We start from the raw sequence: 15,896 nt of genomic DNA on the forward strand, positions 1-15,896 counted from the left end.
GAAATTCGCCGGGACGCAGGCGAAATTCCGGCATTTGCAGGGAGAAAAGCGTTTAGCGTGCGCGGTGGAAGCGACGACACCGCCTAGAAAATGCTAAAATGGAAGCTCTCGAGCTCATCCAGCGTGACATTCCTGATGGTCAGGACGTCGCCGCCGCCGCCATCGATCACGACATTCTTACCCACTTGCGTCATGTGATTGGCGACAAGGTCGTCATAGCTCTCGACGCTGTTGAGAGCGCTCAGTTGCACGGTGTCGTGCGTGATGACGTCACCGATCTCGAAGTCGACGATCACATCCTTGTCATATTTGGTCTTGAAGGCGAAGGAGTCGGCCTGCGTTCCACCCTTGAGCTTGTCGTTGCCGGTGCCGCCGTCGAGCAAGTCAAATCCTGCCTCGCCATAGAGCTTGTCATTGTCATTCTCGCCGTAGACGCCGTCGTTGCCCTTATCGCCATAGAGCTTGTCATCGCCTTTATCGCCCGAGATCGTATCGTCGCCACCCTTTCCGTGAAATGTGTCGTCCTTAGGGGTGCCGCGATAGAGCAGGTTTCCCGCAGCCCTGATGTCGTCTTCGCCCAATGAATATTGAATCCGGCGCGCCATGGCTCTTGCTCCCCTTGTTGTCCGATCTGAGGAATCCTACCGCCCGACCGGAAGCCGACAATCCCCCATTCAGGGGATAGGGCGTTCTCGCATTGGGGTGGTTTGAACAATTTCGATCACCCGCTTGAAACGCCCATTCCGCAGCGCAATATTATCACGAGCCGGTTGATCTCATTTCCCTGCCTTTCCCGGCTCCCTCGGACGTTTCGCCCGATCGCATCTTTCAAAATCTGATTCAAGGATCTCCGCTATGCGCTACAAAACGTTGGGCAATACCGGCCTTGCCGTATCCGAAATCTGCCTCGGTACCATGACCTTTGGCGGCAAGGGCTTCTGGACCGCCATCGGCCAGCTCGACCAGTCGGTTGCCGACAATATCGTCTCCCGCGCACTCGATGCCGGCGTCAATTTCATCGACACCGCCGACGTCTATTCCGAAGGCCTGTCGGAGGAAATCACCGGCCAGGCGATGAAGAATTCCGGTCGGCCGCGCACCGAAATCGTCTTGGCCACCAAGGTCTTCGGCTCGATGGGGTCTGGCCGCAATGACAGCTCCGCCTCGCGGGGCCACATCATGGATGGTGTCAAGGCGAGCCTGAAACGCCTCGGCACCGACTATATCGACCTCTACCAGATCCATGGCACCGACCCGATCACACCGATCGAGGAAACCGTCCGCGCCATGGAGGACCTCGTGCGGCAGGGCCATGTCCGCTACTGGGGCATTTCCAACTGGCAGGCCTGGCGCATCGCCAAGGCCATCGGCGTCGCCGACAAGCTCGATGCCGCCAAGCCTGTGACGCTGCAGGCCTATTACACCATTGCCGGCCGCGACCTTGAGCGCGAGATCGTGCCGCTGTTGGAGCACGAAAAACTCGGCCTGATGGTCTGGAGTCCGCTGGCTGGCGGCTTCCTCTCCGGCAAATATGCCCGCGAGGGCGGTGGCCCCAACGACGGGCGGCCCATAACCTTCGACTTCCCTCCGCTCAACAAGGACCGCGCTTTCGACTGCATCGACGTGATGCGCGACATCGCCGAAAGCCGAGACGTCTCGGTGGCACGTATCGCGCTGGCCTATGTGCTCAACAAGAAGTTTGTGATGTCGGTGATTATCGGTGCAAAGAATGTTGAGCAGCTCGACGACAATCTGGCGGCCACGGAGATCGAGTTGACGGCGGAGGAAATGGCAAGACTTGACCAGGTTAGCGCGCTGCCGGCCGAATATCCGGGTTGGATGCTGACGCGCCAACAGGAAGCGCAGTTGGCAAGGTTTGCGCCGGCAAAGAAGTAAGATCTAGTCAATAGTCAGTGGTCAGTGGTCAGTGGTCAGTGGTCAGTGAGGCTTATTCATCATCTTTCTTCCGATCCATGAAGCGAATTCCTGCCGACTACTGAATACTGACTACTGACTGACTCCCTCATTCCTCCAGCTCCGCCTGCAGTGCCCCCAGCACGCTCATCGCGTGCCCGGCATATTGGCTGATCCAGCGATCGTGGATCTGCTGGATCGGCAGCGCATTCAGATGGTTCCAGCGCTCCCTGCCCTCGCGCGCCACCAGCACCAGCCCGGCATTCTCCAAGACCTTGAGATGCTGCATCACCGTGCAGCGATCCACCTCGGCAAAAGCATCACAGAGCGCCCCGGTCGTCTGCGGCGCCTCCTTCATCGCATCCAGCATCCGCCGGCGCAGGCCGTTTGCCAGCGCCTTGAAAATCTCGTCGTCTTTTGAATCGCTTGACATGTTATATTTTTATAACATAACTTGATGCCGGTCAAACGATGGAGGACAGCATGACGCTGGAATTTCGTGTGAACGGGCGCATCGGCCGCCCTGTCGAGGAGGTCTTCGACGCCGTCGTGAACCCCAAGAAACTGTCGGGCTATTTCACCACCATCGGCGGCGCGAGCGCGCCGCTGGTCGCCGGCACAACGGTCACCTGGTGGAACATGGCACCCGTCATCGTCGACGAGGTCGAACCCTTCAGGAAGATCGTCTTCCGCTGGGACGCGATGGTCGAAGAGGGTGAGGACGGGTACAAGACCAAGGTCGAGATGCGCTTCAAGCAATTGGACGACGGCGGCACGATGGTGACCATCGCCGAGACCGGCTGGCGCGAGAACGAGCGCGGCCAGAAATCATCCTACATGAATTGCGAGGGCTGGTCGCAGATGCTGGCCTGCATGAAGGCCTATGTCGAATATGGCATCAACCTTCGCGACGGCTACTACCCCTCGGAAATGAAGGGCGTCGTCGCCTCCGAGCAGAAGATCGAGATGTGAGGAGATAGTGATGACCGATCCCGTCGCCCGCGCGGAGCTCCTGATCCGCGCACCTGTCGCCGATGTCTTCGAAGCCTTCATCGACCCCGCAATCACCGCCCGCTTCTGGTTCAGCCGCGGCACGGGCCGGCTTGTCGCTGGCCGCGAGGTCGAATGGCATTGGGAAATGTATGGCGCCTCGACGCGCGTCCGCGTGCTCGACATAGAACCCGACCGACTCATCCGCGTCGATTGGGACACCGAAAACAACCCGACCCGCGTCGACTGGCGCTTCAGCGAGCGCAAGCCGGGCCAGACCTGGGTCGAAGTGCAAAATTCAGGCTTTACAGGCGACGAGCAGGCGAAGCTCGCAACCGCCCTCGATTCAACCGGCGGATTCGCGCTGGTTCTGGCCGGCGCCAAGATCTGGCTCGAGCACGGCATAGAACCGAATTTCGTCCTCGATCGCCATCCCGATGCGCGCGTCGAGGGTTGGAAAGACAAGTGAGGAGCATCCGATGACAACTGAGATCAAAGGCGGCATCAACATCGCCATGAAAGTACCTTCGCACCAATATGAAGCCGTTCTTGCCTTCTACCGCGACGTGGTGAAGCTGCCGCCATTCGACGACAAGGCGCCTGCCATCGGCTTTCATCTCGGCCCGAACCGGCTCTGGATCGACGAGGCGCCGAATTTCACCCAGGCCGAAGTCTGGCTCGAACTCTTCACCGACGACCACAGGACCGCCCTCGCCCGCCTTGAAGCCGGCGGCGCCACGCGTTGCGACCAGATCGAGGATCTCGGTGAGAGTTTTCAGGGCGGCTGGATCATGAACCCGGCCAATATCGTGCATATGGTGCGAACGCCGGACGCTTGGTGATCTAAGGTCCGCACACAAAAATCCCGGCTTTCGCCGGGATTTTTTCGTGTGACCAATCAGTCCTTCTTCACCGGCGGGATCACCCGCAGCGAGAGTTCCATGAGCTGTTTCGGCATGGCGGCCGAAGGTGCATTCATCAAGAGGTCCTGCGCCTGCTGGTTCATCGGGAACAGCGTGATCTCGCGCAGGTTCTTGGCGCCGACCAGCAGCATCACCACGCGGTCGATACCGAACGCGCAGCCGCCATGCGGAGGCGCGCCATACTGAAACGCGCGATACATGCCGCCGAAGCGCTCCTCGACATCGGCCTGGCTGAGACCCACCATCTCGAAGGCCTTGACCATCAGTTCCGGCGACTGGTTGCGGATCGAGCCCGAGGCGATTTCGAAGCCGTTGCAGACCGCGTCATACTGATACGCCTTGATCGACAACGGGTCCTGGCTCTGGAGAGCCTCCAGGCCGCCCTGGGGCATCGAGAACGGGTTATGGGCGAAATCGATCTTCTTGTCTTCGTCATTGTATTCGAAGAACGGGAAGTCGACGATCCAGCACAATTCGAACCGGTCGCGATCGACGAGGTTGAGTTCCTCGCCGGCCTTGGTGCGGGCCTCGCCTGCGAACTTGTAGAATTTTTGGGGTTCACCTGCCACGAAGAAGCAGGCGTCGCCGACATCGAGGCCGAGCTGGGTGCGGACGGCTTCGGTGCGCTCGTCACCGATATTCTTGGCAAGCGGGCCGGAGCCGGCGGTGGTGCCGTCCTCTTCCTTGCGCCAGAAGATATAGCCAAGGCCCGGCTGGCCGGTCGACTGCGCCCAGGCATTCATGCGGTCGCAGAAGGCGCGGCTGCCGCCGGTCTTGGCCGGGATCGCCCAGACTTCGACCTTCGGGTTCTTCTCGATCATGCCCGCGAACACCTTGAATCCCGAACCGGCGAAATGCTCGGTCACGTTCTGCATGGTGATGGGGTTGCGCAGGTCCGGCTTGTCGGAACCGTATTTGCGGATCGCCTCGTCATAGGGAATGCGCGGCCAGTCTTTGGTCACCGGCTTGCCGTCGGCGAATTTCTCGAACACCGAGGTCATCATCGGGCCCATCGTGTTCCAGACGTCTTCCTGGGTCACGAAGCTCATTTCGACATCGAGCTGGTAGAATTCGCCCGGCAGGCGATCGGCGCGCGGGTCTTCGTCGCGGAAGCATGGCGCGATCTGGAAATAGCGGTCGAAGCCGGCCACCATCAAGAGCTGCTTGTACTGCTGCGGCGCCTGCGGCAGGGCGAAGAACTGGCCGGGATGGATGCGTGACGGCACGAGGAAGTCGCGCGCGCCTTCGGGCGACGACGCGGTCAGGATCGGCGTCGTATATTCGCCAAAGCCGGCGCCGTTCATCTGGTTGCGCATCTCCGAGATGATCTGCGTCCGCTTGACGATGTTCTTGTGCAGCGTGTCGCGGCGCAGGTCGAGGAAACGGTATTTGAGGCGGATATCCTCGGGATAGTCGGGCTCGCCGAAGACAGGCAGCGGCAATTCCTTGGCGGCCGCAAGAACTTCGATCTCCTGCGCGTAAAGCTCGATCTCGCCTGTCGCCATGTGTTTGTTGATCGTCTCGGCGGAGCGCGCCTTGACCGCGCCGTCGATGCGGATCACCCATTCGCCGCGCACCGTCTCGGCCGTCTTGAAGGCCGGGGAATCGGGATCGACCACGACCTGGGTCATGCCGTAATGGTCGCGCAGGTCGATGAACAGCAGGCCGCCATGGTCGCGGACGCGATGCACCCAGCCGGAAAGGCGGACGGTCGTGCCGACGTCGGTTGTGCGGAGAGCGGCACAGGTGTGGCTGCGGTAGCGATGCATGATGTCGTCCTGAATGTCTGATCTTGCGGGGAATCCCCCGCGCCATGGGGCCTAAAATTCGGCGGGACAAGCGCACGCCAAGCCCGATTTGTCAAGGCGCAAGCACCCGGGCGCACCCGCCTCCAGCCGCGCGCAATCTTCATTGTGTCTCTTACGCGCCTGCACACGAGGATTCCAAGATGGCCAAGGTCACATACGCCAGCATACTTCCGAAATTCGACAATTTCTCGCAGTTCGACGGCAAGACGCTGAAGATGACAGAGTTGGCCGGGGACACTTTTGCTCTCGAGGACAAGGACGGCACGTCCATGGTCTTCAAGGGCAACAATTTCGAGCGCACGGACTCGGTCGTGACAGGCGGCACGATCAAGAGTGCGCAGTTCTTCAATGCAGACGGCGAGCGCATCTACACATTCGAGGGCGTCACCGCGGACGCAGAGACGGTTTACAAGGCCTTCACGCTCGACAAGGACCCTCTGCGCATCATTCATGGCCTGATGGAGGGCAATGACACCGTGGCCGGGACGAAGAAGGCGGACAGCCTGTGGGGATTTGGCGGCGACGACACGCTGAACGGCAAGGGCGGCCTGGACTGGCTCTATGGCCACCGCGGCACCGACACCCTCACCGGCGGCACCGGCGCCGATACCTTCGTCTTCCTGACCGGCTACGACAGCGACACGGTTACCGACTTCGACCTCACCGGCAGCGACCATGACTTCATCCGCATGGACTACTACCTGTTCCAGGACATCGTCTACACAGAGAATGCCGGCAACGTCACGCTCACCCTAGCCTCGGGCGACTCGCTGATGCTGCTCAACGTGACCCAGGCCGAGATCGAGGGTGTCACCAAGTTTTTCGACTTCTTCTGATCGACTGTAAGGAAGCGCGGTATGCAGACCGGAAGGCCGGCAAGACGTTGGCCTTTTCACCTCCTGAACGCGATATCGTCGTTTGGCGCGTTGGCCCCAGTCCCTCCCCGACCTCACCCTAGCCGGCACATTATTTGAGCGTGCGTGCAGGATTCCGCCGGACTCATCCGGTATTTGCAGCTAGAACTGGTGATCGCCGATTCAGGCGATCCTCCCGCATCGACCCGCAATGAACAGACTTTCCACCCTCGTCCCGCTTCTCGCCTCCGCGGCACTCCTGATGTTCGGCAACGGCCTGCAGGGCACGCTCATCGCCTGGCGCGCGACGTCGGATGGGTTTCCACCCTGGCTGATCGGCCTGATTACTGCCGCATACTATCTCGGCTTTGCGGCGGGCTGCTTCCACCTCACCCATATTCTCAATGCCATCGGCTATATCCGCGCCTTCTCGGCCATGGCGGCGATCGCGACCGCCTCGATCGTCCTGGCGGGCCTGGCCGTGGATCCCTGGCTCTGGCTCGTGCTCCGCCTGATCAGCGGTTACAGCCTCGCCGTGCTCTTTGCGGTGATCGAAAGCTGGCTCAACGCCAAGGTCGAAAACTCTGTTCGCGCCCGTACCCTTTCGGTCTATCGCTATATCGACCTCATCTCGAACACCTCGGCGCAGTATTTCCTGCCCTGGTTTGGCGGTGAGTCCTTCATTCTCTTCGGCATATCCGCTATTGCGCTTTCCCTCTCGATCACGCCGATCTCGCTCGCCGACCGGTCGAGCCCGGCACCGCCTGACCGCATTCGCTTCGACCTGCGCTATCTCTGGGTCACCTCGCCGCTCGCCGCGATCGGCTGCGTGGCGGTCGGCATGACCAACACGGTCTATCGCTCGCTCGGCCCGGTCTATTGCCTCGGCCTGGGCTTTTCGGCGGAAGTGACGGCCTGGTTCCTCGCCGCCAGCATCATTTCCGGCGTCGTGCTGCAATATCCCTTCGGCCATTATTCCGACCGCAAGGATCGCCGCAGCGTTATCATGGTTGCAACGGCGGGCGGCCTGCTGGCCAGTCTGCTGCTCTTCCTGTTCGCCGGTACCAGCGTTTTCCTCAATATTGCCGGCGTCTTCCTGCTCGGCGCCTTCTCGATGCCGCTCTATTCCATGTGCTCTGCCCATGCCAATGATCGCGCCGGCCCGGGTGAATTTGCGGTCATTTCGGCGGCCCTGCTTTTCTTCTGGGCGGCGGGCGCGGTGGCGGGGCCGTGGATTGCAGCGACGGTCATGGGCTGGTTCGGCCCCAAGTCAATGTTCGCAGTCACGGCGCTCACCCAGGCCGCCTTCCTGACCTATACCGTGACCCGCAAGCTGCAGCGCCCCGCCCGATCACGGGAAAAAGCCGCGAACTATCGGCACGAGCCTTGATTTTTGCCGCTCCAAGGCAGATTAACGTGTCCAAACACGGATATGCCTGTATGAAAATCATTCTCGACACGGAAGACCTTGCTTCCGCCTGCGAAACCTTTGCCCGGCACGACTTCGTCACCGTCGATACAGAGTTCCTGCGCGAGACGACCTTTTGGCCGCAGCTCTGCCTAATCCAGCTCTCGGGCCCGGATCTCGACGCCATCGTCGACCCGCTCGCGCCCGGTCTCGACCTTGCACCCTTCTTCAAGCTCATGGCCGACACCTCGGTCACCAAGGTTTTCCATGCCGCGCGGCAGGACATCGAAATCATCTTCAATCGCGGTGGCCTGATCCCGCATCCGATCTTCGATACCCAGGTCGCGGCCATGGTCTGCGGCTTCGGCGACTCGGTATCCTACGACACGCTGGTGCAGCGCATCTGCGGCGAACAACTCGACAAATCCTCGCGCTTCACCGACTGGAGCCACCGCCCGCTGACATCAAGGCAGCTTGACTACGCGATGGCCGACGTCACCCATCTGAGAGACGTCTATCTTCACCTCAAGGGTGAACTGGAGCGCGAAGGCCGCACTGACTGGCTCGCCGAGGAAATGTCGGTCCTGGAATCGCGCGAGACCTATGACATGCATCCCGACGATGCCTGGCAGCGTCTGCGCATGCGGGTGCGCAAGCCGATCGAACTCGCCATCCTGCAGAAGCTCGCCGCCTGGCGTGAGCGCGAGGCGCGTGCGCGCGATGTTCCGCGCGGCCGCGTGCTGAAGGACGACGCGATCTTCGAAATCGCGCAACAGCAGCCCAAGGACACCGAGGCGCTTGGCCGCCTTCGTACCATTCCCAAGGGTTACGAGCGTTCGCAGGCCGGCAATGCCATTCTCGGCGCAGTCAATGCAGCGCTCGCGATTGGCAAGAACGATCTGCCGAAGGTTCCGCGCCCGGCCATGCTGCCGGAGGGCAACGGCGCCGCCGTCGAGATGCTGAAGGTCCTGTTGAAATTGATCGCCGAAAAGAACGGCGTTGCGGCCAAGATCATCGCCTCGGGCGACGATCTCGACCTGATCGCCGCCAAGGGCGAAGAGGCCGATGTTGCCGCACTCAGTGGTTGGCGGCGCGATCTCTTCGGGGAACCTGCGATCCGCCTGATCCAGGGCCAGATGGCACTTCGCTTCGTCAACCGGAAGGTCGATGTCGTCGAGCTTTCCGTAGCGGCTGAATAGACTGAGGCCCAACGGTCACCCGTCGGGCCTCTCTCTGCTGCGGAGTGCTGACTTCGCGCTAGGGGTATCAGAACTGGAAGTCGGTCGCGCTGATGTCGTGGTCGTTCACATTTTTCAGCGTGATCGTGTCGTCACCGACCGTGATCACCACATTCTTGCCGGCGTCGGCGATGACGAGATCCTCGAACGAGGACACGTCGCCATGGCCCGAGAGATCGATATGATCCTGGCCCTTGCCGCGGGCCTGAAAGTCGAGAATGACGTCGCTGCCATCGCCCGCGGCGAATTCGAAGATGTCGGCACCCTTGCCGCCACTCAGGAAATCGTTGCCTTCGCCGCCGACGATGCGGTCGTTGCCGTCGTCGCCAAACAGCTTGTCGGCGCCGGCCATGCCGTTGATCGTATCATTGCCCGACAGGCCATGCAGCATGTCGTTGATGTCGCCCGAGGTGAGCTCGTTGGAGAAATTGTTGCCCTTGATGCTGTAGCCCTTCTCGGCGAGATAGGCGTCAAGCGCCGAGGCGGACCCCACCTCCGCGCCGGTAATGCCTAGGCCCGATGCCTTGTAGACTATCTTGCCGTCCGTGACGACGGTGATGGCTTCGAGTTGCTTGATGCCGTCAGCGTAGTCGCCCTTTGCAAAGCCGCTGAGGTTGAAGCTGCCACTCAGGATCACATAGTCAGACTTGCTCTCTGACAAGACGATGTCGCCGTTCTTCGAAATCGTATATTCCGGATCGGTTCCCTTGAGCGTGCTGAGATCGATATTGGAAATGTCGAAGCTGAAGTTCGTTATTTTTGTGCCCAGGACAACGCTGACCATTTTAGGTTTTTCTCCGCCGTTTATTGCGAAGAACATTAGCGTTGCAAAAGTTACTAAAAGGCGCCGGCAGGAACCCCCAAATCACACCCTTTGGAATCAGTATTTACCAGCCTAATCCGGATTCGCTCAAATTTTATCATTCGAACCGGATACCGAGCCGCTTGCCCGTCAGCTTGGCCAGTTGCGCCAGCCGGCCCTCAATCCGCTCGCCCTGGAACGCGGCATAGTCATGCGGCACGACAAGGTCGAGATCTGCACCCGATACAGCATCCTTGGGCGGTTCGAAACGCAGGTTCCTGACCACGCCAGGCATCGAGGCCGAGAAGATATAGGCGACACGCAGCAGGCCGCCGAGCAGCTTGGCCAATTCCAGGAATCGCGGGCTGGCGATCGTCGCAAGTTCGTCGGTCTCGTGGTCGTCCCGCAGGCCTTCGAAGCGGTAGTAGTTCGCGAGCGCGATGAAGGCTCGGCCCGGATGAGTGATCCCGGTAAAGGCGCCATGCGCAATCAGGTTCAGCGCCTGGCGGCCGCGATAGTCTGGATGGGCACGCCAGCTGATGTCGGCCAGCAGGCAGGCCGCCTGCCGGTAACGCCCCTCTTCCACCGTCTCGCGCACGCCGAAGGCGGGCAGGACTTCACCGGTCCAGACGGCGAGTTCACGGGCGTGTTCAGGTGAACGCGCACGAAGAACGGCCAGCTCCCGTGCGGCCGACAGCAGCGGATCCTGTGACCGCTCCTTCTCCGGCAGCAGCGAATAGAGATAGCCTTCGCGGACACCACCCTGCGAGAACGAGATGCGCGACGGCTTCATCTCCGCCAGCACCTCGCGCATCGCGATGGCGCCATAGGGCAGCAGCGCCCGGCGGGAGCGCGACACGGACTGGTAGGCGGCTTCCTTCTGATCCTTGTTCCTGATCACTTCGTCGAGAAAGATCATCGCCTCGTCGAGGCTGAGCCGGTAGTCCTGGATCATGTGGAGCGGATAGTTGCGCAGTTCCATATGCAGCTTGGCGAGCGCGCGCCATGTGCCGCCCACGGCGTAAAAGGTACGTCCTTCGCCCTCCTTCAGGAAGTCGATCTCGCGCAGCAGCTTTCGCGCAACATTGGCAGCCTTGGTCAGCGAACCCCCGGCCTGCTCGGACAGCCGGATGCCGCCGAGCGGCGTGGTCAGCCCCTTGCCATGGCTGCGGCCCCTGACATCGACCAGTTCCAGCGAACCGCCGCCGAGGTCACCAACGATGCCATCGGCATCGAAATAGCCGCTGACGATACCGAGCGCGGAGAAATGCGCCTCTTCCTCGCCGGACAGCAGCCGGATCTTCTGGCCAAGGATGGCTTCCGCCTGCTGGATGAAGTCGGGGCCGTTCCTGGCGTCGCGCGCCGCGGCCGTGGCGATGGCATAGGTCGTGCCGGAACGCGCCTGACGCGACAGCGCCTTGAAGCGGCGGAGCGCGACCAGCGCGCGCTCGACATTCTTCGGCTCCATATTGCCGGTCTGTGCCAGCCCGGCGCCCAATCCGCACATCACCTTTTCATTGAACAGCATGGCGGGGGCGCGATTGAGCCCCTCGTAGATCACCAACCTGACCGAGTTGGATCCGATATCGACGACGGACACCGGCTCCATGCCGGGCAGACGTCCCTGGGCTTCAGATTCAACCATTCGATTTCAGCAGTTGCGCTTCTATTTCCTGCCGGAAGGGAATCTGCCGGCGATCAGTTTCGGCGCACTCGATTTCAGCGCTTCACCTCGCCCGGAGAGCGAGGGATTGGTCATGAAATAGAGCTGCGCGTTAAAGGGTTCCTCCCCTTCACGGACGCTCACGCGCCTTGAAGTGCCGTCGGGGAGTATCTCGTAGGACTGCTGGTTGTCAATCAGATTGGCCAGCATGATCTGGGATAGAACCTGCTCATGCACAGTCTTGTTGACCAGCGGCACGAGGGTCTCGACGCGGCGGTCGAGGTTGCGCGGCATCATGTCCGCCGAGCCGATATAGACTAGCGCCTTCTCATGCGGTAGGCCGTGGCCGTTGCCGAAACAGAAGATCCGGCTGTGCTCGAGGAAGCGTCCGACGATCGAGCGCACCCAGATATTCTCCGAAAGACCCTCGACCTGCGGCCTGAGGCAGCAGATGCCGCGGACCACGAGCTCGACCTTCACGCCGGCCTGGCTCGCATCATAGAGCGCATCGATGATTTCGGGGTCGACCAGCGAGTTCATCTTCATCCAGATCGCCGCCGGCTTGCCGGCCTTGGCATGCTCGATCTCCTCGCGGATATGCTTGAGGATGCGAGGCCGCATGGTATTGGGCGAAACCGCCAGCTTCATCCCTTCTTCCGGCTCGCCATAGCCGGTGATGAAGTTGAAGACATTGGCCATGTCGTGGGCAATCACCGGGCTGCAGGTGAAGTAGGACAGGTCGGTGTAGATCTTTGCCGTGACCGGGTGGTAATTGCCGGTGCCGAGGTGGCAATAGGTCCTGAGCCGTCCGTCCTCGCGGCGCACGACCATGCTCATCTTCGCATGCGTCTTGAGTTCGATGAAGCCGAACACGACCTGCACGCCTGCGCGTTCGAGGTCGCGCGCCCAGCGGATATTGGCCTCTTCGTCGAAGCGTGCCTTGAGCTCGACCAGCGCCGTCACCGACTTCCCGGCCTCGGCCGCATCGGCGAGCGCGCGGACGATCGGGCTGTCGTTCGAGGTGCGATAGAGCGTCTGCTTGATCGCTACGACGTCGGGGTCGCGCGCCGCCTGAATCAGGAACTGCACGACGACGTCGAAGCTCTCATAGGGGTGATGGACGATCATGTCCTTCTCGCGGATCGCTGCGAGGCAGTCGCCGGCATGTTCGCGCACCCGTTCCGGGTGGCGGGCATTGTAGGCGGAGAAACGCAGGTCGTCGCGCGGCGCCTTGGTGATCTCCGAGAGCGCGTCGAGCGCGAGAAAGCCGGGGAGAACGGCGGTACGGTTGGAGGGAACGCCGAGCTCGTGGGTGACGAAATTCCTCAGCGGCTGCGGCATCTCGCTGTCGGTCTCGACGCGGATCACCGAGCCGCGCCGGCGGCGCTTGAGCGCACTTTCATAGAAGCGCACCAGGTCTTCGGCTTCTTCCTCGACTTCGATATCGCTGTCCCTGATGAGGCGGAACGTGCCTGAACCCTCGACCTTGTAGCCCGGGAAGAGTTTGCCGATGAAACTCAGGACCGTGTCCTCGAGCGTGATGTAGCGGACCGTGCCCTTGTGATCCGGCAGGCGGATGAAGCGGTTGAGCGCCTGCGGCAGACGGATGAGCGCCGTCATCGGCTCCTTGCCGGTGAGGCTCGACAATTGCAGCGCGATCGAAAAGCCGAGATTGGGAATGAATGGGAACGGATGCGCCGGGTCGACCGACAGCGGCGTCAGCACCGGGAAGATCGCCTCGTCGAATTCCTTCTCCAGCCAGGCGCGGTCTTCCTTGGACAGCGCACTGGGGCGGACGATCAGGATGTCCTCGCGGGCGAGATATTGCTGCAGCACGGCCAGCGCCGCCTGCTGTTCCATCTGCAGATTGTTGATTTCCTTGAGGATCGCCTCGAGCTGCTCGGCCGGCGTCCGGCCATCCGGGCTCTTGATCGTGACATTGGCGCGGACCTGGCCTTCGAGGCCGGCGACACGCACCATGAAGAATTCGTCGAGATTGTTGGCCGAGATCGACAGGAACCTGACCCGCTCGAGCAGCGGATGGTTGGTGTTCAGGGTTTCCTCGAGCACACGGCGGTTGAACTGCAGCCAGGAAAATTCGCGGTTGATGAACCGCTCGGGGCTATGCCGGATCGGTATATCCCCTGCCACCGGCGGATCGGACGGCAGTTCCGTCGGCAATGTGGCCACGCTTCCTTCCATGCTATCCAACTCCGCTACTCCCCGCCGCCTGCATCGCAGCAGCGATTATTACAGAATGATGACAGTCGCGTGACAGTCAATCGCCCCTATCAATCACCCTGCGGCAACGACCCCAGCACTTCCGCAGCCAACGCCCGGTTGATCCGTGTGCCCCGCGCCAACGCCAGCCGGTCGAGTCGCTCGACGATTGCCTGGGCTGCAGCGAGCGAACGCTCCATGCGCGGTACGATATAGGCAATGATCTTGTCGTCCAGCAACAACTGCCGGTCGGCGAAAAGTTTCAGCAGGATCTGGCTGAGCAGCAGGTCGTCCGGCGGGCCTATCTCCACCGTCGTCGCTGCCTTGAGGCGAGAGGCGAGGTCCGGCAGCGTGACGCCCCAGGCCATCGGCCAGCTCCGCGCAGTGATCAGCAGGTTGGTGCCTGCCGAGCGTACAGCGTTGATCAGGTGGAAGAGTTCCGTTTCGTCGAAGCCATCACGGTCGGCGTCCTCCACGAGCACCGGCCCCTCGCCCGCCAAAGTCACGGCATCCGAGCCCGGCACCGCCTGTACCCGCGTGGCGCCGCTGTTGCGAACCCACACCTCGGCGAGATGCGACTTGCCCGACCCCTCCGGCCCGGTGATGATGACGACGGGCGACGGCCAGTCCGGCCAGCGGTCGATGATCGAGGCCGCGGCACTCACGGGATCGGAGATCACGAGGTCGTCGCGCCCGCTCGCCGCCTCATGGCGGAATTCGAGCGGCAGTTGCTCGGGCTTTCCGACTCTGGCTGTCATGCGGGCACTCTATCACTTTTCCTTGACGATCAGAACCGTTGCATCATGGGCGATGACTTCCGCTTCGTCCGGCCGCACACCGCCGTGGTAGAGATCACTGTCGAGATAACGAGAGATCGCATAGCGCACCAGCACGGCGATCGAGGCGGACGCCGGCACGGCCACCATCAGCCCGACGAAACCGAACAGCGCGCCGAAGGCCAGCAAAGCGAACATCAGCCAGACCGGATGCAGGCCGACGCGCTCGCCGATCAGCTTGGGCTGCAGCACATAGCCGTCGACGATCTGGCCGACGAAAAAGATGCCGGCAATCAGCCCGATCCACGGATAGTCCGGCCAGAACTGCACAAGCGCCACGCCGACTGAAAGCACCAGGCCAAGCAGCGAGCCGAGATAGGGAATGAAGGAAACGAGCCCCGAGACGATGCCGATCAGCAGACCGAAATTGAGCCCCACCAGCGACAGGCTGCCGCCGTAGAAGATCGCCAAGACGAGGCAGATCGTGCCCTGTCCGCGCACGAAACCAGCGATCGCATGGTCCATCTCGCCGGCCAGCCGGCGCACGACACTTACCCAGTCTCGCGGCACCCAATTGTCGACCTTGGCAACCATCTTGTCCCAATCGAGCAGGATGTAGAAGGCGACGATCGGGGTGATGACCAGGAGCGACAGGATGTCGATGAGCGCCTTGCCGGAGGCCCAGATTTGCACGAAGACACCGGCGAGGAAGCTCGCGCCTTCGCCCGCATATTTGGCGACATTCTCCTTGAGCGTGCCGATCTGGTCCTTGAGCCAGGGTGGCAGGATCTGCGAATTGGGATCGGCGACCAGCTGCTGCAGGCTGGTGACATAGCCAGGCACCTTCTCGGCAAAGTCTGTCGCCTGGCTTGCGAGCAGTGGGATGACGATGATGAAGGCGATCACCAGAAGGACGACGAAGGTGAGCAGGATGAGCGAGGTCGCAGCCGATCGGGACAGGCCCCAGCTTTCGAGCCGGTCGGCCACAGGATCGAGGAAGTAAGCGAGCGCCATGCCGGCCACGAAGGGCAAGAGGATGGTCGAGAACAGCCAGAGGAAGACAATGAAGACAGCAAGCACGAGCAGCCAGAACACGACCTGACGCCTGAGGCTCCTGCCAGAAATATGCGTGGTCATCCGTCCATCTCCGTGAACTATCCCTGGAGGCAATAGGATGGCGGTACTATATGGTCAAGAGTAGGATGGGCAAGGTCCACGCACGCCCGCAAGCCGAGTGCTTCGGCGCCATTCCCGCCAGCATGCATTCCTGAATGACCCGGTTCGGAAGCTTCACAATACT

At 61.4% G+C, this 15,896-nt stretch carries 15 protein-coding genes; 7 read left to right on the forward strand and 8 right to left on the reverse strand.

Features of this window, described 5'->3' with window-relative positions:
• Positions 1-83: 83 nt before the first annotated feature.
• Positions 84-605 carry a calcium-binding protein gene (locus AC2YI2_RS25190; RefSeq protein ID WP_487389268.1) on the reverse strand — a complete coding sequence of 174 codons (522 nt, stop codon included), beginning with the start codon at positions 603-605 and terminating at the stop codon, positions 84-86.
• A 250-nt stretch (positions 606-855) separates the two neighbouring features.
• Between AC2YI2_RS25190 and AC2YI2_RS25195 the strand changes: the two genes are divergently transcribed.
• Positions 856-1,896: an aldo/keto reductase gene (locus AC2YI2_RS25195; RefSeq protein ID WP_487389269.1), complete on the forward strand. Its 1,041-nt coding sequence runs from the start codon at positions 856-858 to the stop codon at positions 1,894-1,896.
• A 127-nt stretch (positions 1,897-2,023) separates the two neighbouring features.
• On the opposite strand, the gene AC2YI2_RS25200 is transcribed toward AC2YI2_RS25195, so the two are convergent.
• Positions 2,024-2,347, reverse strand: coding sequence for an ArsR/SmtB family transcription factor (locus AC2YI2_RS25200; protein WP_487389270.1), 324 nt, complete (start codon positions 2,345-2,347; stop codon positions 2,024-2,026).
• 50 nt (positions 2,348-2,397) lie between these two features.
• On the opposite strand from AC2YI2_RS25200, the gene AC2YI2_RS25205 reads away from it, so the two are divergent.
• Genes AC2YI2_RS25205 through AC2YI2_RS25215 form a run of 3 tightly spaced genes read left to right on the forward strand, consistent with a single transcriptional unit; the run spans position 2,398 to position 3,746 of the window.
• Positions 2,398-2,886 (forward strand): SRPBCC domain-containing protein, encoded by a 489-nt coding sequence (locus tag AC2YI2_RS25205; RefSeq protein ID WP_487389271.1) that lies wholly within the window; start codon positions 2,398-2,400, stop codon positions 2,884-2,886.
• A gap of 10 nt (positions 2,887-2,896) precedes the next feature.
• On the forward strand, positions 2,897-3,373 hold the full coding sequence (locus AC2YI2_RS25210) for an SRPBCC family protein (RefSeq protein WP_487389272.1): 477 nt from the start codon (positions 2,897-2,899) through the stop codon (positions 3,371-3,373).
• Between the two features lie 10 nt (positions 3,374-3,383).
• Entirely contained in the window at positions 3,384-3,746 is a 363-nt protein-coding gene (locus AC2YI2_RS25215; protein WP_487389273.1) for a VOC family protein, read from the forward strand.
• Positions 3,747-3,802: 56 nt separating this feature from the next.
• Here the strand turns inward: AC2YI2_RS25215 and aspS are convergent, their stop codons facing one another.
• The gene (gene aspS / locus AC2YI2_RS25220) at positions 3,803-5,596 is read right to left on the reverse strand and encodes an aspartate--tRNA ligase (protein ID WP_487389274.1); all 1,794 of its coding nucleotides are present in this window, start codon (positions 5,594-5,596) and stop codon (positions 3,803-3,805) included.
• Positions 5,597-5,775: 179 nt separating this feature from the next.
• Here aspS and AC2YI2_RS25225 point away from each other — a divergent pair, with 179 nt between their 5' ends.
• The 3 genes from AC2YI2_RS25225 to rnd all read left to right on the forward strand — a co-directional run bounded on the left by AC2YI2_RS25225 (position 5,776) and on the right by rnd (position 9,096).
• Positions 5,776-6,471, forward strand: coding sequence for a hypothetical protein (locus tag AC2YI2_RS25225; RefSeq protein WP_487389275.1), 696 nt, complete (start codon positions 5,776-5,778; stop codon positions 6,469-6,471).
• A gap of 229 nt (positions 6,472-6,700) precedes the next feature.
• A complete protein-coding gene (locus tag AC2YI2_RS25230; RefSeq protein WP_487389276.1) occupies positions 6,701-7,879 on the forward strand; it encodes an MFS transporter in 1,179 nt (392 codons plus the stop codon).
• A gap of 56 nt (positions 7,880-7,935) precedes the next feature.
• Positions 7,936-9,096, forward strand: coding sequence for a ribonuclease D (rnd, locus tag AC2YI2_RS25235; RefSeq protein ID WP_487389431.1), 1,161 nt, complete (start codon positions 7,936-7,938; stop codon positions 9,094-9,096).
• A 67-nt stretch (positions 9,097-9,163) separates the two neighbouring features.
• Here the strand turns inward: rnd and AC2YI2_RS25240 are convergent, their stop codons facing one another.
• The 5 genes from AC2YI2_RS25240 to AC2YI2_RS25260 all read right to left on the reverse strand — a co-directional run bounded on the left by AC2YI2_RS25240 (position 9,164) and on the right by AC2YI2_RS25260 (position 15,733).
• Positions 9,164-9,919 (reverse strand): calcium-binding protein, encoded by a 756-nt coding sequence (locus AC2YI2_RS25240; protein WP_487389277.1) that lies wholly within the window; start codon positions 9,917-9,919, stop codon positions 9,164-9,166.
• A 136-nt stretch (positions 9,920-10,055) separates the two neighbouring features.
• The gene (gene ppx / locus AC2YI2_RS25245; protein WP_487389278.1) at positions 10,056-11,582 is read right to left on the reverse strand and encodes an exopolyphosphatase; all 1,527 of its coding nucleotides are present in this window, start codon (positions 11,580-11,582) and stop codon (positions 10,056-10,058) included.
• A gap of 21 nt (positions 11,583-11,603) precedes the next feature.
• A complete protein-coding gene (locus AC2YI2_RS25250; RefSeq protein WP_487389279.1) occupies positions 11,604-13,802 on the reverse strand; it encodes an RNA degradosome polyphosphate kinase in 2,199 nt (732 codons plus the stop codon).
• An 89-nt stretch (positions 13,803-13,891) separates the two neighbouring features.
• Complete coding sequence (gene hdaA, locus AC2YI2_RS25255; RefSeq protein ID WP_487389280.1) at positions 13,892-14,578, reverse strand: DnaA regulatory inactivator HdaA; 687 nt, start codon at positions 14,576-14,578, stop codon at positions 13,892-13,894.
• Between the two features lie 12 nt (positions 14,579-14,590).
• Positions 14,591-15,733, reverse strand: coding sequence for an AI-2E family transporter (locus tag AC2YI2_RS25260; RefSeq protein ID WP_487389281.1), 1,143 nt, complete (start codon positions 15,731-15,733; stop codon positions 14,591-14,593).
• Between the last annotated feature and the right edge of the window lie 163 nt (positions 15,734-15,896).

The sequence above is a fragment of the Rhizobium sp. SRI_017 genome (assembly GCF_057586295.1).